Annotated in this window: 23 protein-coding genes; 7 read left to right on the top strand and 16 right to left on the bottom strand. The window is 67.1% G+C overall.

Translation table 11 applies throughout. The features are described from left to right. Position 1: 1 nt before the first annotated feature. Positions 2-829, top strand: a complete 828-nt coding sequence (locus tag NIBR502771_RS10245) for a DUF1206 domain-containing protein (protein WP_141159663.1) — start codon at positions 2-4, stop codon at positions 827-829. 28 nt (positions 830-857) lie between these two features. Continuing rightward, positions 858-2,078, top strand: a complete 1,221-nt coding sequence (locus NIBR502771_RS20965; RefSeq protein ID WP_246839873.1) for an SRPBCC domain-containing protein — start codon at positions 858-860, stop codon at positions 2,076-2,078. A 62-nt stretch (positions 2,079-2,140) separates the two neighbouring features. Here NIBR502771_RS20965 and NIBR502771_RS10230 read toward each other — a convergent pair whose 3' ends face one another. The 7 genes from NIBR502771_RS10230 to NIBR502771_RS10200 form a co-directional block, all read right to left on the bottom strand. Beyond that, the gene (locus NIBR502771_RS10230; RefSeq protein WP_141159662.1) at positions 2,141-3,607 is read right to left on the bottom strand and encodes an FAD-dependent oxidoreductase; all 1,467 of its coding nucleotides are present in this window, start codon (positions 3,605-3,607) and stop codon (positions 2,141-2,143) included. An 87-nt stretch (positions 3,608-3,694) separates the two neighbouring features. Next, positions 3,695-4,957, bottom strand: a complete 1,263-nt coding sequence (gene cobA, locus NIBR502771_RS10225; RefSeq protein WP_141159661.1) for a uroporphyrinogen-III C-methyltransferase — start codon at positions 4,955-4,957, stop codon at positions 3,695-3,697. 88 nt (positions 4,958-5,045) lie between these two features. Further along, positions 5,046-5,492 (bottom strand): SRPBCC family protein, encoded by a 447-nt coding sequence (locus NIBR502771_RS10220; protein ID WP_141159660.1) that lies wholly within the window; start codon positions 5,490-5,492, stop codon positions 5,046-5,048. A gap of 91 nt (positions 5,493-5,583) precedes the next feature. After that, complete coding sequence (locus NIBR502771_RS10215) at positions 5,584-6,540, bottom strand: ABC transporter permease (RefSeq protein ID WP_141159659.1); 957 nt, start codon at positions 6,538-6,540, stop codon at positions 5,584-5,586. After that, a complete protein-coding gene (locus NIBR502771_RS10210) occupies positions 6,530-7,255 on the bottom strand; it encodes an ABC transporter ATP-binding protein (RefSeq protein WP_141159658.1) in 726 nt (241 codons plus the stop codon). Before NIBR502771_RS10210 ends, NIBR502771_RS10215 begins: the two co-directional genes overlap by 11 nt. Positions 7,256-7,281: 26 nt before the next feature. After that, positions 7,282-8,409 carry an ABC transporter substrate-binding protein gene (locus NIBR502771_RS10205; protein ID WP_141161507.1) on the bottom strand — a complete coding sequence of 376 codons (1,128 nt, stop codon included), beginning with the start codon at positions 8,407-8,409 and terminating at the stop codon, positions 7,282-7,284. A gap of 130 nt (positions 8,410-8,539) precedes the next feature. Further along, positions 8,540-9,706, bottom strand: a complete 1,167-nt coding sequence (locus NIBR502771_RS10200) for an RtcB family protein (protein WP_141159657.1) — start codon at positions 9,704-9,706, stop codon at positions 8,540-8,542. Positions 9,707-9,776: 70 nt separating this feature from the next. Between NIBR502771_RS10200 and NIBR502771_RS10195 the strand changes: the two genes are divergently transcribed. Next, a complete protein-coding gene (locus NIBR502771_RS10195; protein ID WP_141159656.1) occupies positions 9,777-10,226 on the top strand; it encodes an SRPBCC family protein in 450 nt (149 codons plus the stop codon). A 78-nt stretch (positions 10,227-10,304) separates the two neighbouring features. Here NIBR502771_RS10195 and NIBR502771_RS10190 read toward each other — a convergent pair whose 3' ends face one another. The 5 genes from NIBR502771_RS10190 to NIBR502771_RS10170 are packed head-to-tail and all read right to left on the bottom strand — an operon-like array spanning position 10,305 to position 16,037. Further along, on the bottom strand, positions 10,305-11,711 hold the full coding sequence (locus NIBR502771_RS10190) for a sulfate adenylyltransferase subunit 1 (protein WP_141159655.1): 1,407 nt from the start codon (positions 11,709-11,711) through the stop codon (positions 10,305-10,307). Further along, on the bottom strand, positions 11,711-12,655 hold the full coding sequence (gene cysD, locus NIBR502771_RS10185; RefSeq protein ID WP_018769004.1) for a sulfate adenylyltransferase subunit CysD: 945 nt from the start codon (positions 12,653-12,655) through the stop codon (positions 11,711-11,713). The genes NIBR502771_RS10190 and cysD overlap by 1 nt, the downstream gene beginning before the upstream one ends. Then, positions 12,652-13,380 (bottom strand): phosphoadenylyl-sulfate reductase, encoded by a 729-nt coding sequence (locus NIBR502771_RS10180; RefSeq protein WP_018769003.1) that lies wholly within the window; start codon positions 13,378-13,380, stop codon positions 12,652-12,654. The genes cysD and NIBR502771_RS10180 overlap by 4 nt, the downstream gene beginning before the upstream one ends. After that, complete coding sequence (locus NIBR502771_RS10175) at positions 13,380-15,125, bottom strand: nitrite/sulfite reductase (protein WP_141159654.1); 1,746 nt, start codon at positions 15,123-15,125, stop codon at positions 13,380-13,382. The genes NIBR502771_RS10180 and NIBR502771_RS10175 overlap by 1 nt, the downstream gene beginning before the upstream one ends. 54 nt (positions 15,126-15,179) lie before the next feature. Beyond that, positions 15,180-16,037 (bottom strand): sirohydrochlorin chelatase, encoded by an 858-nt coding sequence (locus NIBR502771_RS10170; RefSeq protein WP_141159653.1) that lies wholly within the window; start codon positions 16,035-16,037, stop codon positions 15,180-15,182. A gap of 60 nt (positions 16,038-16,097) precedes the next feature. On the opposite strand from NIBR502771_RS10170, the gene NIBR502771_RS10165 reads away from it, so the two are divergent. Both NIBR502771_RS10165 and NIBR502771_RS10160 read left to right on the top strand, forming a co-directional pair. Continuing rightward, positions 16,098-16,751 (top strand): trimeric intracellular cation channel family protein, encoded by a 654-nt coding sequence (locus NIBR502771_RS10165; protein ID WP_141159652.1) that lies wholly within the window; start codon positions 16,098-16,100, stop codon positions 16,749-16,751. A 51-nt stretch (positions 16,752-16,802) separates the two neighbouring features. Next, positions 16,803-17,231 carry a hypothetical protein gene (locus NIBR502771_RS10160; RefSeq protein WP_141159651.1) on the top strand — a complete coding sequence of 143 codons (429 nt, stop codon included), beginning with the start codon at positions 16,803-16,805 and terminating at the stop codon, positions 17,229-17,231. A 120-nt stretch (positions 17,232-17,351) separates the two neighbouring features. Here the strand turns inward: NIBR502771_RS10160 and NIBR502771_RS10155 are convergent, their stop codons facing one another. The 4 genes from NIBR502771_RS10155 to NIBR502771_RS10140 all read right to left on the bottom strand — a co-directional run bounded on the left by NIBR502771_RS10155 (position 17,352) and on the right by NIBR502771_RS10140 (position 21,805). Further along, positions 17,352-18,173: a type IV toxin-antitoxin system AbiEi family antitoxin domain-containing protein gene (locus NIBR502771_RS10155; protein ID WP_141159650.1), complete on the bottom strand. Its 822-nt coding sequence runs from the start codon at positions 18,171-18,173 to the stop codon at positions 17,352-17,354. A gap of 423 nt (positions 18,174-18,596) precedes the next feature. Beyond that, complete coding sequence (locus NIBR502771_RS10150; RefSeq protein ID WP_141159649.1) at positions 18,597-19,697, bottom strand: polyprenyl synthetase family protein; 1,101 nt, start codon at positions 19,695-19,697, stop codon at positions 18,597-18,599. Further along, positions 19,694-21,025, bottom strand: a complete 1,332-nt coding sequence (locus NIBR502771_RS10145; protein ID WP_141159648.1) for a geranylgeranyl reductase family protein — start codon at positions 21,023-21,025, stop codon at positions 19,694-19,696. The genes NIBR502771_RS10150 and NIBR502771_RS10145 overlap by 4 nt, the downstream gene beginning before the upstream one ends. A gap of 3 nt (positions 21,026-21,028) precedes the next feature. Next, positions 21,029-21,805: a demethylmenaquinone methyltransferase gene (locus NIBR502771_RS10140; RefSeq protein ID WP_246839898.1), complete on the bottom strand. Its 777-nt coding sequence runs from the start codon at positions 21,803-21,805 to the stop codon at positions 21,029-21,031. Between the two features lie 114 nt (positions 21,806-21,919). Between NIBR502771_RS10140 and NIBR502771_RS10135 the strand changes: the two genes are divergently transcribed. Further along, the gene (locus tag NIBR502771_RS10135; protein WP_141159646.1) at positions 21,920-23,320 is read left to right on the top strand and encodes an isochorismate synthase MenF; all 1,401 of its coding nucleotides are present in this window, start codon (positions 21,920-21,922) and stop codon (positions 23,318-23,320) included. A gap of 187 nt (positions 23,321-23,507) precedes the next feature. Next, on the top strand, positions 23,508-24,461 hold the full coding sequence (locus NIBR502771_RS10130; RefSeq protein ID WP_141159645.1) for an ABC transporter substrate-binding protein: 954 nt from the start codon (positions 23,508-23,510) through the stop codon (positions 24,459-24,461). Positions 24,462-24,473 lie beyond the last annotated feature (12 nt).

Raw genomic sequence — 24,473 nt, 5'->3', positions numbered from 1 at the left:
CATGTCCGACGGCGAATCCACCCTCAGCCAGGCAGCGGACGCTGTCGAGGAAGCGTCCAACCACAGGGTCTTGGATGTCCTGGCCCGCACCGGGTTTGCCGTCATGGCGTTGCTTCATGTCATCCTCGGCGCCATTGCCATCGCCATCGCGTTCGGCCATCCGGGTGATGCCGAACCCACCGGCGCCATCGCGCGGCTTGCGGACAACCCTTGGGGGCCACTGGTCATGTGGGTCTGCGTGGCGGCCTGCCTGGGCCTTGCGTTGTGGCAGGCCAGCGAGGCAACCCTGCGGGCCAGGAGCCTGCCCCGCAGGCAACGGCTGGCCAAGCTTGTGTCATCGGGATTCCTGGCCATCGCCTACGGCAGCGTGGGTTTGACCTTCGCAGGTTTTGCCCTGGGGCAGCGCAGCGACTCGGGCGACAACACGCGCGACTTCAGTGCCAGCCTGATGGACACCCCTGCAGGGCCGTGGCTCCTTGTGGCGCTGGGCCTGACCATCCTGGGCATCGGCATCTACTTCATGGTCAAAGGGTTCCGGCGCGGCTTCAAGGAGGAGCTGTTCCACTTCGAGGGCACCAGGCGCGGCAGGCTGATCGACAGCCTGGGCGTCACCGGCCACGTGGCCAAGGGGGTGGCGCTGGACCTCACCGGGCTGCTGTTCATCATCGCCGCCGCAAAGCACCGGCCCGAGGAGTCCACCGGGCTGGACGGCAGCCTGAAGGCGCTGCAGGACCACCCGTTCGGGCCCACGCTGCTCGTGGCCATTGGTGCAGGATTTATCGCATATGGGATTTTCGCGCTGATCCGCGCCCGCTTTGGCCGCATGTAGTTCCGGGGTTTATGGGTAGGAAGGAAGTATGACCCAGCAGCTGCGCGTTGTCTCCGCCGCCACCGAAAGTGCCGGCCAGGCTTTCGCTGCCCTCTTCCGGCTCCTGAAGCTGGCCAGGCCTGGCCGGCCCATCCATCCCGAAGGACTGGGGCTGTCCGGAACTGTGGCCAGGACCGGAAACCCGGGCGGCCCCAGCGGCATCGGCTGGCTGGACTCGCCGGGTACCGACCAGGTGGTGGCCCGCTTTTCCCGGTCCGTGGGGCTGCCGCAGCGCCTGCCGGACATTTTGGGCCTGGCCCTCCGGGTGTCCCCGTCCGGCGATGCTGCTGCCGGCCCTGCTGATGTCCTGTTTGCCTCCACCGGCTGGGGTCTGCCTGGCCGGTACATCCTGATGCCGCGGCTTGATGTGGCAGGAGCCGCCATGACCACGCTGATGCCGTACCGGGGAAGCCGGGGCCCCGTCCTGCTGGGCCTGCGGACGCGGGGCCTTCCGCCGGGTTCGCTTGCGTCCGGGGAATGGGTGCTGGGGCTGCACTGGGCCACCCCGGGCGGCCGGTGGCAGGAATGCGGTGAAGTGCGGCTGCAGGCCGGTGCCAGCCCCACGGATATCCCGCTGCGTTTCGATCCCCTGGAGCACCAGCCGCCCGGCGCGCAGGCCTACGCATGGACCCGGCGCCTGCGGAAGCCGTCCTATCGGGCCGCCCGCCGGGCCGCACCTCCCGCCGTCGGTCGACCCACCGAGCCTGGACATCCCGCGGACCCCTCCGCAGGGGGCCAGGGAAGCACCACCGCAACCGGAAGGAACCCCATGTCCACCGTCTCGCAGCTGTTCAAGTCCCCCTCTGCCGACGTCTGGCGCGTCATCGCCGACGGCTGGCTGTACTCGGGCTGGGTGGTGGGTGCCTCCCGGATCAGGGATGTGGACGCCGAATGGCCCCGGGTTGGAGCCAACCTCCACCACTCGGTGGGCGCCTGGCCGCTTGTGATCGACGACAGCTCCCGCGTGACCGCCGTCGAGCCCGGCCGCTCGCTGGAACTCGTGGCGCGGGGCTGGCCCATGGGCGAGGCCAAAGTGGAAATCACGCTGGAGGACCGGGGCGCCCAATGCCTGGTGACCATTGCCGAAGATGCCATCCACGGGCCCGGCAAGCTCATGCCCAAGGTTCTGCGCGATCCCATCATTTCGGCCCGGAACCGGGAAAGCCTGCGCCGGCTGGAGCTCATGGCCATCGGCGGCGCCGGGAAATAGCCCGGCCGGGTTAAACGCCGGAACCGCGCGGCCCTTGGCCCCGCGGTTCCGTCAGCTGGGTCCTAGACCTGCGCGGCGACACCGTCACGGGAAATGGAAACCATATCCTCGCGCGGCACCACCTTGACGCGCTCACGCTTAACCTCCACGCCGTGCGATCCGCCGGCCTCGGTCGCCGCAGCGCCGAGGGCCAGCTCGTGGGCGTCCAGTGCCAGCCAGCCTTCCCAGCTGGTGAACTTCACGCCGCGGGCGTCGAGGAGTTCGGTGACGGCGTCCTCTGCGGGTGCCGCTGCAACAGGAAGGTTTTCGCGGTCTTCCAGCAGGTACGTAACCGTCTCCAGGGCGTCACCCTTGGTGTGGCCGATCAGGCCTACCGGTCCGCGCTTGATCCAGCCGGTGGCGTAGAGGCCCGGCACATGCTGGCCGGACGCATCCAGGACGCGGCCGCCGTCGTTCGTGACGACGCCCTTCTTGTGGTCGAACTCAACGTCCGGCAGCGCGGAACCGAAGTAGCCGATGGCGCGGTACACGGCCTGGACCGGGTAGTCCACGTACTCGCCGGTGCCGCGGGCGTTGCCCGTGCCGTCCAGCGCGGTCCGCTCGAACTTGATGCCTGCCACCTTGCCGGGAGTCTCGGCGTCGTCATAGATCTCCACCGGGCTGTGCAGGAAGTGCAGGTGCAGGCGGCGGGAAGCCTTGAGCTCGGAGAGGTCCTCGGGCTGCTCGGCGATCCAGTTGGTGAGCGTGCCCACCATGGTCTTGGTCTGGTTGTTGGTCTGGATCTGGCGGTCCGATTCCTCGTCGAACTCGAAGTCCTCCGCGTACAGGATGATGTCCACGTCCTTGGAGTGGGACAGCTCGCGCAGCTCCAGCGGGGTGAACTTGACCTGGGCCGGGCCACGGCGGCCGAAGACGTGCACGTCGGTGACGGGGGATGCCTTCAGTCCGGCGTAGACGTTGTCGGGGATTTCGGTGACCAGCAGGTCATCGGCGTGCTTGGACAGGACACGGGCCACGTCCAGGGCCACGTTGCCGTTGCCGATCACGGCGATTTCCTTGGCGTCCAGCGGCCATTCGCGCGGGACGTCCGGGTGGCCGTCGTACCAGGAGACGAAGTCGGCGCCGCCGAAGGAGCCTTCCAGTTCGACGCCGGGGATGTTCAGGTCCGCGTCCTTGATGGCGCCGGTGGCGAAGATGACGGCGTCGTAGTGCTTGCGGAGGTCCTCAATGGTGAGGTCCGTTCCATAGTCCACGTTGCCGAAGAAGCGGATGTCGCCGCGGTCAAGCACCTTGTGCAGGGCGTTGACGATGCCCTTGATGCGGGGGTGGTCCGGGGCCACGCCGTAGCGGATCAGGCCGTAGGGTGCCGGGTAGCGGTCAAAGAGGTCGATGCTGACGGTCAGCTCGCCGCTCTTGACGGCTTCGCTCTTGGTGAGGATGTCGGCGGCGTAGACACCGGCCGGGCCGGAGCCCACGACGGCGACGCGCAGCGGACGCGCAGCAGATCCTACGGTAGTGCTGGATGACACGGCTGTGTTCCTTTTCTTCTGCATCGGTTGCTCCGTACTTACCGACTTGAAGGCTCATAACGGCAAGTACGCAACAATCGATGGGTTTCAGGTGGTGAGGACGGTCTTGCGGGGGCTGTTCGGGGTGGTGGTGCTGTAGTCAGCGGTTTTGAAGTGCGACGGCGCGAACGGGCTCACGCGCACCACGTCACCGATGACAATCACGGCAGGATTTGCGACGCCGGCCGCCTGGGCCTGGTCGGCGATGGAACCGAGCGTGCCGATAGTGACGCGCTGGTCCGGCAAATAGCCGTTTTCCACGATACCAACCGGGGTGTCCTGCGGCAGGCCGGCTTCGCCCAGCGCGGACGCGGATTCCCGCAGTTGGCCCACGCCCATCAGCAGGACAATGGTGTGGTCTGCGCGGGCCGGAACCTCGGAGAGTTCCTCGTGGCCGGTGACCACGCTGAAGCCCTTGGCCAGGCCCCGGTGGGTGACGGGAATGCCTGCGGCTGCGGGAACGGAGATCGCGGACGTAACGCCGGAGACCACCTCGACCTCGACGCCGCGCTGCCTGCAGTACTCGGCTTCCTCGCCGCCGCGTCCCAGCACGTACGGGTCGCCGCCCTTGAGCCGCACCACCCGGTGGCCCTTGCGTGCTTCCTCCACGAGGATCCGGTTGATTTCCGCCTGCGGCACGGGGTGGTGGCCGGGGGTCTTGCCCACCTCGATGACGCGGACGTCCGGGGCGAGTTCCTTCAGGAGTTCGCGGGGGCCCAGGCGGTCGGCGACGACGACGTCGGCCTGGCCCAAGAGCCGGCGGCCACGGACGGTGATGAGGCCGGTATCGCCGGGGCCGCCACCGACGAGGGCGACGGAACCGCGGTGCGCTCGGCGGCGGCGCAGCGGCAGGTCCCCGGTTTCGAGGGCGGTGGCGACGGCGTCCCGTACCGCCATGGCACGGCGCGGGTCTCCCCCGGCGTTGACGGCGATTTTGACGTCGTCCACCACGGCGACGGCGGGGGTCCAGGCGGCGGAAGCTTCGTGGTTGGAGGCGTTGACGCACCAAACCCGCTGTGCCTCGGCGTCGGCCGATACCTGGGCGTCCACTTCGGGTGCGCCCGTGGCCGTCTGGACGAACCAGACGCCGTCCACGTCGCTGGAGCGGTAGGGCCGCGCTTCCCAGGTGACCAGGCCGGCGTCGGCCAACTCCTGCAGCGCGGGCGAGGCAACCGGGGCCACAACGGTGACCAGGGCACCGGCGTCGAGCAGGCCCTTGGCGCGGCGGGCAGCGACGGGGCCGCCGCCAACTACCAGCACGGGGCGGCCGAGCAGCCGCAGCGCCGTGGGGTAAATGTCCTGAATTGCCATGGATCAACGGTAGGGCGGCGTCACAGTGGCCCACAAAGGGTCAGCAACACCAGTTCACTTAAGGTAACGCTGCGTCACAAAGGATTTTTCAGGTGCGGCCGGCGAGGAATCGGCCGCGGTCCCGGATCAGCCGTTCCAGGTAGCGGGCCAGGATGAGGCGCTCGGCGACGCGGCCCAGGACTCCCAGCGGGGCGGTGAACTCCACCCTGTCCGTCATGTTGCTGCCTGTGGCCGTGGGCGCGAACTCATGGACGTGCACGAATGACGTGAACGGCCCCGTGACCTGTTCGTCGGTGAAGCTGCGGGGGAAGTCCAGGCGGGTGACCCTGCTGGTCATGGTGAGCGGGACTCCGAAGTGTTTTGCCCGCCATGTGACTTCCTGGCCTTCTCCGATCAGCCCCTCGGTGACGCCGCCGATGACCTGCTCCCCCGAGTCCTTTTGCGAGTCCAGGTGCAGGTCGATGCTGCGGGCCCGGTCAAAGAGCTGCTCCACGTAAAGCCGGGATTCGGTGCGGCACACGAAGCTGACGGTCATGGCGCCCAGTCTGCCATGCGCCGGGGAACGGCAGAGCCCGACGGCGGGAGGTCGCCGTCGGGCTCTGAGGGTGCGTTGGGAGGGGGTTGGGTCAGCGGGTGCTGCCGGCCAGCAGGCCCCGGCGGCGCAGGAGCCGCTTCTCGATGGGCCCGAATACCAGCAGCTCAATCAGGATGCCGACCGTGAGGATCAGCAGGATGGCGGCCATGACCACGCCCATGTCGGACAGGGTCCGGCCCTGGTCCAGCAGCGAGCCCAGGCCAAAGCCGATGGTGCCGCCCACCGCGATGATCTCTGCGGCCATGAGGGAGCGCCAGGAGAAGGCCCAGCCCTGCTTCAGGCCGCCGAGGTAGCCCGGCAGTGCGGCCGGAAGGACAATCTGCAGGGCCATCTGCAGCCGGGAGGCTCCGAGCACGGTCCCCACGCGCCGGTATTGCGGCGGGATCTGGTCCACGCCGGAGATGAGGCCGTTGATGATGGACGGGATGGCGCCCATGAACACCACGAAATACACGGTGGCGTCGGTGAGGCCGAACCAGATGATGGCTGCGGGAACCCACGCCACGGAGGGCAGCACCTGCAGTCCGGAGATGAGTGGCCCGAAAGCGCGCCGCAGCGGCGCCACCTGGGCCAGCAGCAAACCGACAGGAGTGGCAATGGCCACCGAGATAAGGAACCCGATCACGCCGCGCTGCAACGACGTCCAGACGGACTCCTGCAGCTTGCCGTCGCTCCAGAGAACGCCCAGCTGACCGAGGACATCCAGCGGCCCGGGCACCAGGTCGCGGCGCTTGACGCCCAGCGAGACGTAGAACTGCCAGGCCAGCACCAGGACCACCAGGGCAGCCACGGGCAGGAGGACGCGGCTCCAGTCGATCCGGTGCGTCCGGTCGGCGTCGGACTGCAGGGAATCAAGGCCGGACTCCAGCTCCCGGAGGTCCTCTTTGCCGGTGGAGGTGCGCGTCAAGGCGGCATGTACGTGCTCGCGGGTTTTGGTTTCGTCAGACTCAACCACCGGCGCGGAGCCGGACAGGAACTTACTTGGCATGGCGACGAATCTCCTCCCGCAGCCGGGCGGTGATGACCCCGGTCAGCTGGCCGGCGAGCCCGGCGTCGGTTCGGTGTTCCTCGGTGACGGCCCATTCCTGGACCACGCGGCCGGGGCGGGAGGACAGCAGCAGGACCCGCTGGCCCAGCCGGACGGCCTCGCGGACGTTGTGGGTGACGAAGACGATGGTGCGCCCGGTTTCCTTCCAAATCCGTTCCAGCTCATCGTGCAGCAGGTCGCGGGTGATGGCGTCCAGCGCGGCGAACGGCTCGTCCATGAGCAGCAGCTGCCGGTCCTGGGCCAGGGAGCGGGCCAGGGACACGCGCTGGCGCATGCCGCCGGAGAGCTCGTGCGGGCGCTTGTCCCCGGCGGAGCCCAGGTGCACCAGTTCGAGGAGTTCCTGGGCCTTGGTGCGGCGTTCGGCCTTGCCCACGCCACGCAGCTTCAGGGCCAGTTCGATGTTCTCCCGCGCGGTCAGCCAGGGAAACAGTGCGGCGTCCTGGAACATGAACGCGGCGCCGTCGCTGGGCACTTCCAGGGCGCCCGACGTCGGCGCTTCCAGTCCCGCGATGATGTTCAGGAGGGTGGATTTGCCGCAGCCGGAGGCACCAAGGAGGGCAACGAACTCGCCCTGCTTGATGTTGGCGTTGACGTCGTCCAGTACCGGGGTGCCGTTGCCGAAGCGCTTGCCCAGGTGTTCCAGTACGACTGGCATGGTGGCGTCCTTTGGTAGTGGGTGGGTCAGTCCTGGCCGAGGCCGGCCGCGGAAATCGTGCCGCCGCCGGTGACCTGGTTCAGCGCGCTGAGGTCGAACAGGCCGTTGATGTCAGCCTTCTTGGTGGTGCCGGCGTCGATGCCGTCCTGCAGCAGCTTGGGGTAGCTGCCGGCCAGCGGGTCGAGGGTGAAGGTGATGTTGGCGAGGGAGCGGTTCAGCACATCAGCCGGCAGAGCCGCCCCGGCGGATTCCTGCAGGGCCTCATTGATCAGCGCGGCCTTCTCGTCGGCCGGCGCCGCATTCAGCCACGCGACCGACTTGGCGTGCCCGGCCAGCAGCGCCCTGACGGTGTCCGGGTGGTCGGCGGCGAACTTCTGGTTCACGATCAGGACGGTCGTGGGGAACTCCCCCGGCTTTCCGGTGGCAGAGCCGTCCCACAGGTCCTTTTCGTCCACCAGCACCTTGGCTCCGGCCTGGAGCACCAAACGCGAGGCCCACGGCTCAGGCAGCCACGCGCCGTCGAGCTTTCCGTCCTGGAACAGCTTCAGGGTCTGGGCGTTGTCCGTGGGGTTGATGGCGACGTCGCCGCTGCCGTCCACGTTGGTCTTATAGCCCTGCTTGGCGAGCCAGGCACGCAGGGCCACGTCCTGGGTCCCGCCCAGCTGCGGCGTCGCCAGGGTCTTGCCCCGAAGGTCAGCCGCGGAGGTGATGCCGGGCTTGACCACCAATTGTGCGCCGCCCGCCGCGGCTCCTGCGATCACGCGCACCGACTGGCCTTGGCTCTTGGCGAAGGAGTTGATGGCGGGGTTCGGGCCGATGTAGGCGGCGTCGATGGCACCGGCGTTGAGGGCTTCGATGGCAGCCGGCCCGGCGTTGAAGGTCTCGGTGCTGAGCTTGGTGCCGCCCAGGGCATCCGCGAGGAATCCCTTCTTGACGCCCACCAGGGCGGGTGCGTGCGTGACGTTGCCGAAGTAACCCAGTTTCAGCTCTGCTGCCGGGGCGGGCTCCGCGGCTTGGGCCCCGGTGTTGCGCGAGATGTTGGAGGCAACAATGGCCCCGACAGCGATCAGCAGGACCAGCCCTATGGCCAGGGCAGCCTCGACGGCGCGCCTGCGCGTTGGGACCGCGCTTTCGCCTGCCACGATGCGGGTCATCCCGGGCTTGGAACTAGTCATTGTTTCACCATAGGGAGTGGCCCAGACCCGTTCAACGAAGCGGAAACGGGGGGTCACGCACGTTCATCCAGCGTCATATTCCGCCGCACTGCTGCCCGGTTTCGCAAAATCAGTTGCCCTTGACGTTGACCAACTGCCGCAGCGTGTGCCGCACTGTCACCAGATCCGCTGCGTCCTGCATGACCTGGTCGATCGGCTTGTACGCGGCTGGGATTTCGTCAATGAAGGCCTCCGAGGCGCGGAACTCAATGCCCCGCATGGCGCGCTTCAGCTCCTCCAGGGTGAAGGCGTTCCGGGCTGCGTTCCGGGAGTATTCACGCCCCGCCCCATGCGGGGAGGAGTTCAACGACGCCGGGTTGCCCCGGCCTTCCACAACATACGACGCCGTTCCCATGGATCCGGGGATCAGCCCGGGATCGCCGAGGGCGGCTTTGATGGCGCCCTTGCGGGACACCCACACGGACTTGCCGTAGTGCGTCTCCTGCTCGGTGAAGTTGTGGTGGCAGTTGATCCGTTCGCGTTCCTGGACCGGCCCGCCCACCCAACGGCTGAACTCCGCGGCCACGCGGTCCATCATTTCCTCCCGGTTCAGCAGGGCGAAGTGCTGGGCCCAGCGCAGCTCGGCGATGTACCGGTCGAACTGCGGGGTTCCCTCGTCCAGGTAGGCCAGGTCGGGGTCCGGCAGGTGCACCTGGTGCTTGCGGCTGATCTGCCGGGCCACCTGGATGTGGTGCTGGGCGATCCTGTTGCCGACGCCGCGCGAGCCCGAATGCAGGAACAGCCACACGCCGTCGTCCTCATCCGCGGAGATTTCGATGAAATGGTTCCCGGAGCCCAGGGACCCCAACTGCAATTCCCACCTGGCAACATACTGTGCCGGGTTGAAGCCTGCCTTCGTGGCCCGCTGCTTCAGGTCAGCAATCCGGGGCTCAGCCGTGGGCAGCACCTGCTTGTTGTTATGCCCGGCGGAGAGCGGTATGACCCGCTCGATGGCCTCGCGGAGGCTTTTGCGGTCCTTCGGCAGCTCCCGCACGGAGTACTGGGTGCGCACAGCAATCATCCCGCAGCCGATGTCAACGCCCACTGCTGCCGGGATGATGGTTCGCAGCGTGGGGATGACGGAGCCCACGGTGGCGCCCTTGCCCAGGTGCGCGTCCGGCATCAGCGCCAGGTGCGGGTAGATGAAGGGCAGGCTTGCGGTCATGACTGCCTGCTCGCGGGTCTTGTCGTCCAGGATGGATGCCCAGTTGAGCAGCTTTGGGCTGATGGTCTCCATGTCCGCCTCCCAGGCGCCGCCGCTAACGTGGTTGCAGGCTATTCCCGCACTCTACAGAGGAGACGCAACCATGGTGAACGTCCTGACCGAGATTGTCATCAACAGGCCGCGCGCAGAAGTGGCGGAGTATGCAGCCAACCCGGACAACGCGCCGAAGTGGTACGTGAACATCCATAGCTCGCAGCGGCTCAGTCCAGGATCGCTGGACACGGGATCCATGGTCGCCTTCACCGCGAAATTCCTGGGCAGGGAGCTCAAGTACACCTACGAGTTCGTTGAGTACGTCCCCGGCGAAAAGCTGGTGATGCGGACAGCCCAGGGCCCCTTTCCCATGCAGACCACCTACACCTGGACGGTCGACGACGGCGGCACGCGGATGTCGCTGCGCAACAGCGGGAGCCCCTCGGGTTTCTCCCGGCTGGCGGGGCTGGTCATGGAGCCAATGATCCGGCGGGAAAACCGGAAGGACCTCCAGAAGCTCAAGTCGATCCTGGAGGGTCGCGGTCAGATCCGCCTTTAACCACCAATTCGCCGGAAACCTGCGGGTTCGCCGTTTAGGAACGGCGAGCCAGCAGGTTTCCGGCGAATCGAAGAAGGACTAGATGCTGTAGCGCTCGTCCTCGTGGTCGCCAGGGTGGTCCTTGACCAGGCCGGCGGCCAGCGTGTTGCCGTCCAGCGGGTCGATCACCAGGAACGCGCCGGTGCGGCGGTGGTGCAGGTAGTTCTCCAGCGGCAGCGGGGCGGCGAGCCGGAGCTGCGCGTGCCCGATGTCGTTCAGTTCCAGGCTGGAGGCGCCTTCAAGCTTGAAGGTGGCCAGGTCCAGCTTGCCGGAGACGCTGCGGACCATCGCCTGCACCGTCCGGGTGCCGTGCTTGACCAGCACCTTCTGGCCTTCGCGGAGCGGCTTCGGGGACAGCCAGCACAGGGCGGCGTACAGGTCGGCGGAGGCCTCGCGGACGGTGCCGGCGGCCGCGATGGTGTCACCGCGTGCGACGTCGAACTCGTCCGCCAGCCGGATGGCCACCGACTGCGGGGCGGCGGCTTCCTGCAGGGAAGCCCCGGCAAAGTCGATGCCCACCACAGTGGTGGTCCGCGGCGACTGGCCCGGTGTCAGCACGGACACCTGGTCCCCCACCTTTACGGAGCCTTCGGTGATCTGGCCGGCGTAGGCGCGGTAGTCGCGGAAGGCCTCCACGTCCAGGCCGGCGGCGACGGCGTCGGGGGCCAGGGCGCCCTGCGGCCGGATGACCAGCTGCACCGGGAAGCGGAAGCTTTCAAGGTGGCTTTCCAGTTCATCGGCGGCGGGCAGGGTCTCCAGGACCTCAAGCAGGGCGGGACCGGTGTACCAGGGGGTCCGCTCGGAGCGGTCCACCACGTTGTCGCCGTCGAGGGCGGACACGGGGATGACCAGCAGGTCGGTGATTCCATCGGAACCCAGGCCCAGCTCGCGGCCCACCTGCTGCACGTCGGCTTCGATCCCGCGGAACACGGATTCGCTGAAGTCCACCAGGTCGATCTTGTTCACGGCCACGATCACGTGCGCCACGCGCAGCAGCTGCAGCACGGACAGGTGTCGGCGCGTCTGCTCCAGCACACCCTTGCGGGCGTCAATGAGCACGACGACGGCATCCGCAGTGGACGCGCCGGTCACCGTGTTCTTGGTGTACTGCACGTGCCCGGGGCAGTCGGCCAGGATGAAGCTGCGCTGGTCGGTGGCGAAGTAGCGGTAGGCCACGTCGATGGTGATGCCCTGTTCGCGCTCGGCGCGCAGGCCATCCGTCAGCAGGGCCAGGTCGATCCCGCCCTTGTCGCCGCCGAAGCCGCGGTCGGCCGAGGTGCGGGCGACGGCGTCGAGCTGGTCAGCCAGGATGGCCTTGGAATCGTGAAGGAGGCGGCCCACCAGAGTGGACTTGCCGTCGTCGACCGATCCTGCCGTGGCGAAGCGGAAGAGCGTGGTGGGCAGGGCCGTTTCCAGGTCTGCCGGGAGAACTGCTTCGGTGGTCATTAGAAGTACCCGTCCTTCTTGCGGTCTTCCATGGCGGCCTCGGAGATGCGGTCATCTGCGCGGGTGGCGCCACGTTCGGTCAGGGTGGAGGCGGCGACTTCCACCACGACGTCGGACACGGTGTAGGCGTTGGATTCCACAGCGCCGGTGCAGGACATGTCCCCCACTGTGCGGTAGCGGACGGTCTTGGTGATGACTTCCTCGCCGTCGCGGGGCTGGGACACTTCGCCCACCGCGCGCCACATGCCGTCGCGGGCGAAGACCTCGCGCTCGTGGGCGTAGTAGAGGCCCGGCAGCTCGATGTTCTCGCGTTCGATGTAGCGCCAGATGTCCAGCTCGGTCCAGTTGCTGATGGGGAAGGCCCGGACGTGCTGGCCCACGGTGTGGCGGCCGTTGTAGAGGTTCCACAACTCGGGGCGCTGGTTGCGCGGGTCCCACTGGCCGAACTCGTCGCGGAGGCTCAGGATGCGCTCCTTGGCGCGGGCCTTGTCCTCGTCGCGGCGGCCGCCGCCGAACACGGCGTCGAACTTGTTCTGCTGGATGGCGTCCAGCAGGGGGACGGTCTGCAGCGGGTTCCGGGTGCCGTCGGCGCGCTCGGCCAGCTCGCCGCGGTCGATGAACTCCTGGACGGAGCCCACCACCAGCTTCAGGCCCAGCCGCTCAACAGTGCGGTCGCGGAAGTCGATGACCTCGGGGAAGTTGTGGCCGGTGTCCACGTGCAGCACGGGGAACGGCACCTTGCCGGGCCAGAACGCCTTGGTGGCCAGGTGCAGCATCACCACGGAGTCCTTGCCGCCGGAGAACAGCAGCGCGGGCTTCTCGAACTCGGCAACAACCTCGCGGATGATGTGGATGGCCTCGGACTCCAGGGTGTCCAGGCTGGACAGGCGCGTGGATACGGCGGCGTCAGTCACCTGGGTCTCCTCGGTAAGTGAAGTGCTCATACGTGTAGTCCGCATTCTGTCTTGTCGGTTCCTGCCCAGCGGCCGGCGCGGGGGTCCTCGCCGGGTGCCACCTTGCGGGTGCAGGGCTGGCAGCCAATGGAGGGGTAGCCCTGGGAAAGCAGCGGGTTGACGGGCAGGAGGTTGTCGTCGGAGTACTGGACCAGCTGGTCGAATGTCCAGGCGGCCATGGGGTTGACCTTGACCAGGCCGTTCTTCTCATCCCAGCCGATCAGCGGCGTGTTGGTCCGGGTGGGGGCTTCGTCGCGGCGGACGCCGGTGAACCAGAGCTCGTAGCCGGCCAGGGTGCGCTGCAGCGGGGCCACCTTGCGGAGGGCGCAGCACTGGGCGGCGTCGCGGGCAAAGAGGTCCTTGCCCAGGAGCCGGTCCTGCTGCTCCACAGTGTTTTCGGGGAGCACGTCCACCACGTTGACGCGGAGGTTCGCGGCCACCTCGTCACGCGTGGCGTAGGTTTCCGGGAAGTGGTAGCCGGTTTCCAGGAAGAGGACGTCGACGCCGGGCATCTGGTCCGCCACCAGGGCGGGCAGGACGGCGTCGGCCATGGAGCAGGCGACGGCGACGGCGGGCAGTTCGAAGTTGCGCTCCACCCAGGCGATGACATCGCGGGCAGGGGCGTCCCAGCCGAGCTCAGCCGCGCCGGCTTCAGCGAGGGCCTTGAGCTCCTCGACGGGACGCTTGGCGGGTGCGGGTGCCAGGTGTTTTGCCATTACTGCAATGCCTCCTCGTCTGCTGCGTGGGCCCATTCGGCGAAGGTCTGGCCTTCGGCACGGTCGGCCACGAACCGGCGGACCACCCGCTCCACGTAGTCGGGCAGGTCGTCCACGTACACCTTCAGGCCGCGGACGGTGCGTCCCAGCCCTGCTTCCTCGCGGTCGTTGGAAGCCAGCCCGCCGCCCAGGTGGACCTGGAAACCCGGGGAGGGGTCGCCGTCGGGCGTTGGCAGCATCATGCCCTTCAGGCCGATGTCCGCCGTCTGGATGCGGGCGCAGGAGTTGGGGCAGCCGTTGATGTGCAGCGAAAGTGCCTGCGGCAGCTGGCCCGAGCCTGCGAGGTCGGCCAGGCGGCGCTCCAGCTCGGCCACGGCCGTGGCGGCGGTGTGCTTGGTCTCCACAATGGCCAGCTTGCAGTACTCGATGCCGGTGCAGGCGATGGTGCCGCGGCGGAACACGGACGGGCGGGCGGACAGGCCCAGGGCGTCCAACTCGGCGATGAGCGGCTCCACCTGGTCCTTGTCGACGTCCAGGACCACGAGCTTCTGGTGCGGGGTGGTGCGCAGCCGGTAGGAGCCGCGGGCCTCAAGGGTATCGGCGAGCTTGACCAGCGCCGAGCCTGACAGCCGGCCCGCCAGCGGCGTGGCGCCGATGAAGAACTTGCCGTCCTTCTGCTCGTGCACGCCCACGTGGTCGCCGGGGGTGGATGGCTTGGGAGCGGCGGGGCCGTCGGCCAGCTTGTAGCCGAGGTATTCGTCCTCGAGGATCTGGCGGAACTTCTCCGGACCCCAGTCGGCCAGCAGGAACTTCAGGCGCGCCTTGGTGCGCATGCGCCGGTAGCCGTAGTCCCGGAAGATGCTGGTGACGCCCAACCAGACGTCCGCGGCCTGGTCCGGCTGGACGAAGGCGCCCAGCCGCTTGCCCAGCATCGGGTTGGTGGACAGCGCGCCGCCCACCCAGAGGTCGTAACCGGCGCCGAATTCCGGGTGTTCAATACCCACGAACGCGCAGTCGTTGATCTCATGGACCACGTCCTGGCTGGGGTGGCCGGTGATGGCGGTCTTGTACTTGCGCGGCAGGTTGGACAGCAGCGGGTTGCCGATGAACCGCTCCCCCAGCTCGGCGATGAGCGGGGTGGGGTCGATGATCTCGTCCTTGGCGATGCCGGCCACGGGCGAGCCCAGGATGACGCGGGGCACGTCGCCGCAGGCCTCCGTGGTGGACAGGCCAACACCTTCCAGGCGGTTCCAGATCTCCGGGATGTCCTCCACCCGGATCCAGTGCAGCTGGATGTTCTGGCGGTCGGTGAGGTCGGCGGAGTCCCGGGCGAAGTCCACGGAGATCTGGCCGATGACGCGCAGCTGCTCGGTGGTGAGCGCACCGCCGTCGATCCTTACGCGGAGCATGAAGTATTTGTCTTCGAGCTCGTGCGGCTCCAGGGTGGCGGTCTTGCCGCCATCGATCCCCTGCTTGCGCTGGGTATACAGGCCCCACCAGCGGAAGCGGCCGTGAAGGTCCTGGCTGGGGATGGCGTCGAAGCCTTCCTTGGCATAGATGGACTCAATACGCTCGCGGACGTTCAGGCCGTCGTCTTCCTGCTTCCAGGTTTCGTTGGCATTCAGGGGCGTCTTGCCGTCCACTTTCCACTGCCCGTGCGGCTTCGCAGCGGGTCGGGACGGGCGGGCGGTGCGCTTGGTGGCAGCGGAGTCCGCGGACGCTCCGGCTAGAGCTGTATCAGTCATGCAACGACTGTAGGGCGCCCCCGAATAGCGTCACAAAGGCCCGGAAACGCTAAGTCACCTAGGGAAATATTTCGTCACGAAACGCCGGAGCACCTTGAAGAACCCACTTCGCTGTGCATCGGCGGAAGCCTCATTTGGCTCTTCACCCGGGGCCGCTGCGGGTGCCTCCCCGGGCGTTTCGCCCATCGTGGCGACGGCGGCGTCGTACCTGTCCAGCGCGATCTCCGCGAGCGTCGGGGACGGCAGCAGGGGTTCGGTCACGACGTCGGCACCTGCCTTGGCCAGCTGGTCGTGGAAGAAGCCCGGCGCCAGGAGGTAGGAGGCAATCACCACCCGGCCGCCGACGTCGACAGCCCCCGCGGAATCCCCCGCGCCGGCACCCCCGGCGAGTTCCTCGCGGAGCATCGCAACGGCGTCGGGCACTGAAGGCTGGGCCGAGGCACCATAGGCGGCCACCATCCGGTTGGACCGGAGCTGCCGCAGCTGGCCCAGCAGTTCCTCGACGCTGACCGCGGCATTGGGATTCGACGAGCCCGCGGCAGCCAGGACCACGACGTCATTGTCGGTGGTGCCGGCCTCGCGCAGCCGTTGGTCCAGCAGGGCGGCGAGGCGCGGGTCCGGCCCCAGCGGGGCCGCTGCGGCACTGCCGGGGCGGCTCTTGACCGCACGTGCAATGTCGACTTTCACGTGGTACCCGACGCTCAGCAACAGCGGCACCACCACCGCAGCCTTGCCCTCCGGCAGCCCCGCCACCACGTCCACCAAGTCGGGCTGCTGGACATCGACATAAGCCTCACGGACATCAAGGCCCGGCCGAAGCTCCGCGATGGCGGCACGCAGGGCGTTGACCTCTGCGGCCCCCTGTGTGTTGGACGTCCCATGGGCACACGCGATCATGATGGGGCTGTTCATACGGGCTAGCGTAACGTTGGAGCCGCCCTGTCCGCCCTCTTTGAAACAGCAGGACGCCGCATGACATTCGCCTTTGACAACTCCCCGGTATGGCTGGATCTGCTGGGCGTGTTCTTCTTTGCCGTTTCGGGCTCACTGCTGGCGGCACGGAAGCAGATCGACATCGTGGGGTCACTGCTGCTGGCCTCCCTGGTGGGCCTGGGCGGCGGCGTGATCCGCGACATCGTCCTGGGTATTGTTCCGGCTGCGTTCACCAACCCGGCGTACCTCGCGCCGCCGCTGCTGGCCATGGCATTGGTGTATTTCCTGTTCTCCAGCGTCCAGCGCTACACGTCGCTGCTGACGCTGTTCGACGCTGCCGGCCTGGCACTCTTCTGCATGACAGGAACGGTCAAGGCCCTCGCCACCGGCCTCAACCCGGTAGCTTCGGTTCTGCTCGGGGTGACGACGGCCGTGGGCGGCGGTTTGCTCCGCGACATCACCGCCAATGAGGTTCCGGAGCTTTTCAACCCCAAGGACATCTACGCGTTGCCTGCGTTTGTGGGTGCCTCATGCACTGCCGTGCTGTGGGTGCTGGGCGTGTTCAACGTCCTGACCGCCGCCGGCATCGCGGCATTGGTTTTCACGTTCCGCGTCCTGGCCTGGCGGCGCTCCTGGCAGGCGCCCCTGGCGGTTCGTGGGTGGCACCGCCGGCCAACCGATTCGGGGCTGTGACGTTGGTTTCCATGTCATTTGGGGAGCCCTTGGATTGGCTAGGATATGAGCATGACTGACATGTTCCTCGAGAAGTTCCGTGCGCTTGTTCCGAAGTACCTCGAGGATGAATGGCAGGAAGCCGACGGCCTGACTCCCGAGGAGCTGGACAAGGCCCTGGCCGACCACCAGTTTGAGATCCCCCTGGTCCTGCGGGAGTTCTACCTGGCCCTTGGCGGCTGTGAGGACCTGATGGAGGCCTACCACTACTTCTGGGACCCCGAAGAGCTCGAGGTCGACGACGAAGGCTTCCTCATGTTCCTCGAGGACGAAGAGGAAGCGTTCACCTGGGGCTTCCGCGTAGGCGACCTCAGCATCCCGGACCCCATCGTGTACCGCCGCAATAACGCCCGCGGCCAGTGGAAGTCCGAGGAAGGCACCTTCTCCGAGTTCGTCTTCGACATGTTCGAGTGGGCCTTCGAGGACGAAGAGGAAGAGTAAACCTCCCCGCCCCTGGGCTGGGCGCCCTCGCTGAATTTCCCCACCTTTGCAGGGTGTCGACGGCGAGTTCCCCGGTTCTGCCCGCGAGTCCCCGGCTTTGCGATTGAAAGCCGGGGAATTTCAGCGGATTACCCTGCCCCTAAGCACCTGCCAAACCTCGGCAACCACTTTTTCGGGGTTGTAGACGACGTCGGCGTATCCGTACCGCAGGACGGCATAGCCAGTGAGGATACTGGCGTTATTCCGCAAGCGGTCCTTCTTGACTTGCCGCGGCTCCAGGTGGCTGCGGCCGTCGATCTCCACGATCAGGAATCCCTCGAGGAGGAAATCCACGAGGCCGATCCCTGGCAAGTCGACCTGGGTCTGGGTGTAAATTCCTGCAGCACGAAAGAGGAGGCGGGCCACAACCTCAATGGCCGAGTCAGCCGTGCCGTCAACCAGATCCAGCACCTTCCGGGCAGCTCCGTTCCGGTTTCCGGGCAGGCGCTGGCGCAAGTAGGGCAACGTAGTCACGCCCTGCCGCACCGCACTCTCCACCATTACCGCCGCTTCGACCTCCGGCAGGCAGCGCAACTCGTGAATGAGTATGTCCGTGATGCTTGCGACGGGCTCCGCGGTTCTGTGCGGAACCAGCGATTCGCGGTGCACCACAGTGTTTTGTGGTCCGCCGTGCCGGCATAACAGGTGGACTTGATCCGGCTGGTGCAGCAACCAGAGCCCATGGCGGGTAGCGCCCGACGCGCAGGTCAGCAGTCCATTACCAAAGACTGCAGTTACAAGGTCGAAGGGTGCGCCCGGCAGGGCCAACACTCCATGCCGAAGACGGCAAACTTCACCTGAAGCGGCCGCATTGCGGATCTCCCGGTCTGAAAATCCAGCTCTCAGGATCGTTTGCGTGCGGGCCACAGAGCCGGCATTCTCCAAAAATCGGCGCAGGTCCATGCAGCCAGCACAGCGGATTGTCGCTTCCGCCAGAAGGCACGAGGCGGGCCATGTGCATAACGACCGCGGCCGGGATTCCCCGGGTTCGAGGAACCCACGGGGCGAGCCGCCGCAACATGCCGATGCTGGTCTACCTCCTCCGCTGAAACGCGGGCAGACTCAGTTGCAAAACTTTTTGACAGATGCAGTTACACAGGACTTGCGTACTGTGACAAACCTGTCATAAGCTATTCACGGATCCGCTAAACGCCTCCGGCGGGTCTGATGCGAACGGAGAGATAGCCCCGGTTCACAGCAGCTTCGGTTGTTGCGGACCGGGGCTATCCCGTTAAGCCCGGCTGCCACGGCCGGGCCGGCACACGAAGAAGCCCGGCACCTCGCAGCTGGATCATCCAGAGGTACCGGGCTCCTAACGAACAGTAATCAGCTGGCGCGGTCCACCACGGCCAGCGCGAAGTTGGACAGCGACTCCTTGACCACGCCCTCGGGCAGCGGAGCAAGGGCTTCGATGGCTTCCTTGGCCCACTGCCGTGCCACCACCCAGGACTCCGCGGTAACAGGGTGTTCCCGCAGCCCTGCAACGGCGGCGGCAAGGGCCTCGTCCGAGGACAGGTCGCCGTCAATCAGCTTCAGAAGGTCGACGGCGGACTGGTCACCATCAGTGGCAGCCTTGCGCAGGAGCAGCACCGGCAGGGTGGGTACCCCTTCGCGCAGGTCGGTTCCCGGGGACTTGCCGGACTTGACCTTGACGCCCGTCACGTCAATGACGTCATCCGCGAGCTGGAAGGCCACGCCGACCTTCTCGCCGTACTCCACCAGCACGTCCTCGTATGCCTCGTCGGCGCCGGAGAAAATGGCCCCGAACTGGCCGGACGCAGCCACCAGCGAGCCGGTCTTGTCCGCGATCACGGACAGGTAATGCTCCACCGGGTCCTCGTCGGGCCGCGGGCCAACGGTCTCGTGCAGCTGGCCCAGGCACAGCCGCTCGAACGTGCGGGCCTGGATGCCCAGCGCGCGGCCTCCGAGCTCGGACACCAGGATGGATGCCCGGGCGAAGATCAGGTCGCCGGTGAGGACTGCCACCGAGTTGCCCCAGACTTCGTGGGCCGTGGGAGCGCCGCGGCGGAAGGGGGCGGAATCCATGACGTCGTCGTGGTACAGAGTGGCCAGGTGCGTCAGCTCAACCACGACGGCGGCCTGGACCACGGCGGGCAGCGATGCGTCCCCGAGGTGGGCACAGAGCAGGGTCAGCAGGGGCCGGATCCGCTTGCCGCCGGCTTCCACCAGGTGCCGCGACGTCGCGTCGGCCAGCGGGTCTGAGTTGGCGATGGCTTCGCGGAGCTTCTTCTCCACCTTGGCGAGGTTGTTGGTGATGGCCGGGCCCAGCTCAGCGTCCCCCGCGATGGCCGCAAAGCCTGCAGGCAGCTGGAGGCCCGTGGCGATGGCGGTGGTGTTGAGGCTGGGTTCTGAGTCCGGCAGGCCGTGCCCGGCGTGCGTCCAGCTGTGGTCTGCGGAGTTGGTCACGGGTTAACCCTAACTTTTTGTTGCGGATACCGCTGGTTCGGAGCTGACGGGGTATTGGATGTGGCCGGAACCAGTGATTCCAGGACGCGGATCACCCGGTCCTCGAAGCCCTTCGCGGAGGGGTCCGTGAGGTTGGCAAGCAGCCGGACCACGAACCGCATCAGCACCGGAACAGGCATGCCGGTCCGGAGGGCAAGCTTCATGACGGCGGGCTTTCCGATCAGCGCGGCGAAGGCCCTGCCGAGGGTGAAGTGCGAGCCCCACTGGCCGCGCACGTAGTCCGCGTACCGCGAAAGGTGCGCATCGGCGTCGTACGTTCCGCCCGAAGCAGCCGTGCGTGAAGAGGCGTCGATGATGAACTCGGCGGCGAACCGGGCGGACTCCATGGCGTAGGAGATGCCCTCGCCGTTGAACGGGGACACCATGCCGCCGGCGTCGCCCAGGAGCAGGAGTCCCGGCGAGTAGTGCGGGGTGCGGTTGAAGCCCATGGGCAGGGCCGCGCCGCGGATTTCGCCTACCTTGTTCTCCGGGGTGAAGCCCCAGTCTGCAGGCATCCCGGCGGTCCATTCGCGCAGGACCTGCTTGTAGTCGAGCTTGCCGAATTCCTTGGAGGAGTTCAGGATGCCCAAGCCAACATTGGAGGTGCCGTCGCCGACGCCGAACACCCAGCCGTAGCCGGGCAGCAGCTTGCCGTCGCGGCCAGGAAGTTCCAGCCAGCCCTCCATCCAGTCATCATCGGTGCGCGGGGAGGTGAAATACGTGCGCACGGCGACGCCCAGCGGGCGGTCGTCGCGCTTTTGGATGCCCAGGGAGACGGCGGTGCGGGTGGAGTTTCCGTCGGCGGCGAGGACGACGTCGGCAGTAAACTCGCGCGTCTCCCCCGTCTTGCGCCCGGACTCGTCCAGGAGCCCTGCGCGGACACCGGTCACGCGGCCGTCCTCGGAGCGCAGTGCCTCGGTGACGCTGTGCCGCTCCAGCAGCCTTGCCCCCACGGACTCTGCATGCCGGGCCAGTTCCTCGTCAAAGCCAAGCCGGGTCCGGATCAGCCCGTACTGCGGGAAGTCGGACACCTCAGGCCAGGGCAGCTCGATGGTACGGCCGCCGGCGATCAGGCGCAGCCCCTTGTTCCGGCGCCAACCGTCGTTCTCCGGGTGCGGCAGGCCGAGCTTCTGGATCTCGCGGACGGCGCGGGGCGTCAGCCCGTCACCACAAACCTTCTCCCGCGGAAACGCCGTCTTTTCCAGGACCGTGACGTCAAGGCCGGCCTTGGCAAGGTAGTACGCGGCGGTGGATCCGGCCGGACCCGCGCCGACAATCAGTACCTTCACAGGTCAGCGGACGGTGTTGCGGCGCAGCTTGGCCACCGGGCCCTTGTGCGCGGCGATGGCGGCAGCAGCGCCGTCGGGCGAGGAATTGGCCGGCTTGAACGCGCGGTGCACCGCCACGATGCCGCCGGTGAGGTTGCGGTAGGTGACCTTTTCCCAGCCGCATTCCTGCAGCCATGCGGCCAGATGGTCCTGGTCCGGCCAGGCGCGGATGGATTCGGCAAGGTAGACGTAGGCGTCCGGGTTGGAGGCGACCTTGACGGCGATGGCCGGCAGGGCGCGCATCAGGTATTCGGTGTACATGGTGCGCCACAGCGGAACCACCGGCTGCGAGAACTCGGCGATGACCAGGCGGCCGCCGGGCTTGGTGACGCGCAGCATCTCGGCCAGCGCCTTCTTCGGTTCGTTCACGTTCCGCAGGCCGAAGGAGATGGTGGTGGCGTCGAAGGTGTTGTCGGCAAACGGCAGGTTGGTGGCGTCACCGGCAATGAAGTCGATGTCCGGGCGGCGGCGCTTGCCCACCTTGAGCATGCCCAGGGAGAAATCGCAGGCCACTACGTCTATTCCGGCGTCGGCATACGGTTCGCTGGAGGTACCGGTTCCGGCCGCGAGGTCCAGGACCCGCTGGCCCTTGGAGACTTCCATCGCGTCCACCACGATCTTCCGCCAGCGGCGGGTCTGTCCCATGGAGAGGACATCGTTGACGACGTCGTACTTCGGGGCGACGTCGTCAAACATCGTGGCTACTTCGTCCGGACGCTTATCCAAGGATGCTCGGTTCACCATGACATTGTCTCAAATGTTCCTGACGGTGCTGACCAGCCCCGCCGCGCTCCTCCGGAGGGTGTCCCGGCGCCGGGAAGGCCGCGGCTTACGCGGGAGTAGTGTTGTCTCATCATGACGAGCACGTTCCGCACCCTGACAGTCCCCCTGGATGGCAAAGCATTCCCCGGGGGACTGCCGTCGTTTCTGGTCAGGGACGATGTCCTGTGCTGGACCCGCCGGGAAGCCGGGCTGGCAGGCTTCGGCGAGACTGCGCGCTTCACTGCCACCGGGCCGGACCGGTTCCTTGAAGCGGACATCTGGTGGCGGCACCTGGTCCTGGAGGCCGAGGTGTCGGACGCCGTCGAGTTGCCAGGCACCGGACCCGTCGCTTTCGGCTCTTTCGCTTTCTCCAAGACCTCGGCCCACGAGTCCCGGCTGATCGTGCCGGAGATCGTGGTAGGCGTGCGGGACAACCAGGCATGGCTTACCCAGTTGACGTTCGACGGCGGCCCGCTCACCGAAGAGACAGCCCTCGCCACGCTGGACCGCTGGTTGGGCGGCAGTCCGTCCGCTGCGCCGGCGGCGGAAGGCACGACGCCGGCAGGAGACTCAGCCGGGGACGCTTCCGGCGGTGACGTGCCCGGCCAGGTGGGCGGCGCCGTCGTGCGCCCGCTCCCGCTGGCGGCCGGCGCAACGCTGCACACGGGTTCCCTTAGCGAGGAAGCCTGGATGGAGGCCGTGGCCGCCGGTGTTGCCGAAATCCGCACGGGCGCCCTGGAAAAGCTGGTGCTGGCCCGCGACGTCGTGGCAACTATTCCTTCCGGCGTACATGCCGCCGATGTACTGCGCGAGCTCGCCGCCAGGTACCGCGAATGCTGGACCTATGGCGTGGACGGCCTGGTGGGGGCCACACCCGAGATGCTGATCCAGGTGGAGGGACGCACCGCCCAGGCCCGCGTCCTGGCCGGCACCCTGGACCGCCGCGACGCGCACGGCGAGGACGGGCCGCCGATGGACTATGCCACACGCGTCCTGGCTGGTTCCGAAAAGCAACGGCATGAGCATGAGATCGCCATCCAGTCGCTGACCAGGCAGCTGGCGCCGTTCTCCGAGGCGATGAACGCCCACGACGAACCCTTCATCCTGGAACTGCCCAACGTGTGGCACCTGGCCTCCGACGTGAAGGCCGAGCTCACCGAGGTGGAAGGCCACGTGCCCACCTGCCTGGCCCTGATCAATGCGCTGCACCCCACCGCTGCTGTCTGCGGGACCCCCACGCTGGTTGCCGGGGAACTGATCCGCAAGCTGGAGCACCTGGACCGCGGGCCGTACGCCGGGCCGGTGGGCTGGCTGGATGCGGCCGGCAACGGCGAGTGGGGCATCGCCCTGCGCGGCGCGGTCATCGAGTCCCCCGAAACCGTGCGGCTGTATGCCGGCTGCGGGATCGTTGACGGCTCGCAGCCGGAGGCCGAACTGGCCGAGACGTGGGCCAAGTTCCGGCCGATGCTGGAGTCCCTGGGCATCGGCAGCTGACATTTTCCGCCCCCGAGCGGACAGGGAGTCTGGGATGACAGACGGCTCCTGCCCTGGAAGGCTTGATTTTGTCACCGCTACAGTTATCCAATAGTGAAACTTAGTTGCGTGTGACGTACCTCTCTTGTTGAGCGTTACACTATAAGCCGCGTTAGTACCTCATAGCCCCTGCAACAAAAGGTAAGAAATGCAGACTCCCCGTACCCTCCTGGGCACCTCCAAGCTGACCGCCGCCACTATGATCGCCATCAGCGCCCTGGCCCTCTCAGCATGCACCAACGCCTCGGAAACGGGTCCCTCCAGCGCGGCCACCTCCTCGGGCAGCGCCAGCGCCAGCTTTGATCCCGCCACCGTCAAGAAGGACGACGCCCTGGCCGCCATGGTCCCGGACGCCATCAAGTCCAAGGGCACCATCACGGTTGGCTCCGACACCAGCTACGCCCCGGCCGAATTCCTCGGTTCGGACGGCCAGACACCAGTCGGCTACGACGTGGACATCGCCAAGGCCATCGGCGCCACCCTCGGCCTCAAGGTCCAGGTCCAGACCGCGGAATTCACCGGCATCCTTCCGGCCCTCGGCCCCAAGTACGATCTGGGCATCTCCTCGTTCACCATCAACCCGGAGCGCCTGGGCGCCGTGAACATGGTCAGCTACTTCAACGCAGGGACCGCCTGGGCCGTGAAGAAGGGCAACCCCAGCAAGTTCTCCCTGGACGACGTGTGCGGCAAGTCCATCGGTGTGCAGACCGGCACCGTCCAGGAAGATCCGGACCTGGCCGACCGCAACAAGAAGTGCGTGGCTGACGGCAAGAAGCCCATTGACATCGTCACCCTGAAGAACCAGACCGATGTCACCACCCGCCTGGTGAACGGCAGCATCGATGCGATGGCTGCGGACTCCCCCATCATCGGCTACGCGCTGACCCAGACCAACGGCCAGCTGGAGAAGCTGGGCGACGTCTACGATTCCGCTCCGCAGGGCATCGCCGTGGCCAAGGCCGATACCGCCTGGGCAGAGGTCATCCAGAAGACCGTCACCAAGCTGATGCAAGACGGCTCCTACAAGAAGATCCTGGACGGCTGGGGCAACTCCGAAGGTGCCATCACCAAGTCCGAGGTCAACCCGGCGGTTAAGTCTTGAGTTTTCGCGTTA

It is taken from the genome of Pseudarthrobacter sp. NIBRBAC000502771 (assembly GCF_006517215.1).
Taxonomy (GTDB): domain Bacteria; phylum Actinomycetota; class Actinomycetes; order Actinomycetales; family Micrococcaceae; genus Arthrobacter; species Arthrobacter niigatensis.
The sequence above is the reverse complement of the archived record's forward strand: the minus strand, read 5'-3'. Positions and strand labels throughout refer to the sequence as shown.